Annotated in this window: 2 protein-coding genes; both read right to left on the bottom strand. The window is 51.3% G+C overall.

Going from position 1 to position 825, the window contains the following annotated elements:
• Positions 1–388: 388 nt before the first annotated feature.
• A complete protein-coding gene (locus tag HMPREF3178_RS05225; protein ID WP_004118081.1) occupies positions 389–616 on the bottom strand; it encodes a type II toxin-antitoxin system Phd/YefM family antitoxin in 228 nt (75 codons plus the stop codon).
• Positions 617–694: 78 nt separating this feature from the next.
• Positions 695–825: DUF4113 domain-containing protein (locus HMPREF3178_RS29520; RefSeq protein ID WP_139146015.1), on the bottom strand; the 131-nt coding region annotated here is incomplete at its 5' end.

The raw sequence follows: 825 nt of genomic DNA, 5'->3' as shown, positions 1-825 counted from the left end.
TTCAGCCTGGGACCACGGTCCCACCTGCATCGTCTTTACATTATTAGTTTGGGACCGCAGTTCCATCAATGCCTGTCACGAACAGGTATTGGCATGGCGCCGGTGACCCGTTGAGCGGAGTAATCACGCAGCAGGACTGCGATTACAGGCGATGGTGAAAGCTCTGTTGGGAAATGAACGAAGCATGCATGTTGAGTGAAATCTGCAAAATTTCGCAGGGTATGCGGCTTAATTTTAAATTTCCGCCAGCATTTTTAAAGCCAGTTGCCGCCGCTGCGCGTAGGCCGGTCCTTCGTTCGGCCGGTAACCAGTTCCGGCCGTTTTTACGACCTTGGGATCATCTCGTCAGCAGTGTCTCCACTGTGATGTCGTTTGTCACGTTGTCCGATCACAAAATATACTGGTTTTGACGTTCTGTTATCAATTGCGCCAGGTCTTTTTCGTCCAGAAGATCGAGCATTTTTTCATACAGAACCGCGGGCACACATAAAAAAACAGGCCGGTTGCTGTCAATAATAGCGACCGAGTAGCCGCAGCCGGCACCGGCGCTGGCCACCGGATCGTTTTTAAGTTCGCTGACGCTGGCAGTTACATCACACAGAATGATATTTGTCATGGTTCCCCCCTGAGACAAGTCATCTGCATGATCGGTAAAGTATGATCTGGCGGCAAGTTCCGTCTGTCATTTCGCCGGTCAGAAACGGGCAACCGGCAGCTCCTTCCAGCGGGTGGTATATGCCGATGAAAGCATCTCACGTTTCATCTGCCATTCCGGGCCTATTCCTCTACCGGCAAACCATACTTTACCCAGCCCTGAGTTGTTGA

The sequence above is a fragment of the Klebsiella sp. HMSC09D12 genome, assembly GCF_001808475.1.
Taxonomy (GTDB): domain Bacteria; phylum Pseudomonadota; class Gammaproteobacteria; order Enterobacterales; family Enterobacteriaceae; genus Klebsiella; species Klebsiella oxytoca.
The sequence above is the reverse complement of the archived record's forward strand: the minus strand, read 5'-3'. Positions and strand labels throughout refer to the sequence as shown.

Bases quoted from the DNA above. Each gene is read 5' to 3' on its own strand.
- HMPREF3178_RS05225 (WP_004118081.1), bottom strand. From the start codon at position 616: ATGACAAATATCATTCTGTGTGATGTAACTGCCAGCGTCAGCGAACTT.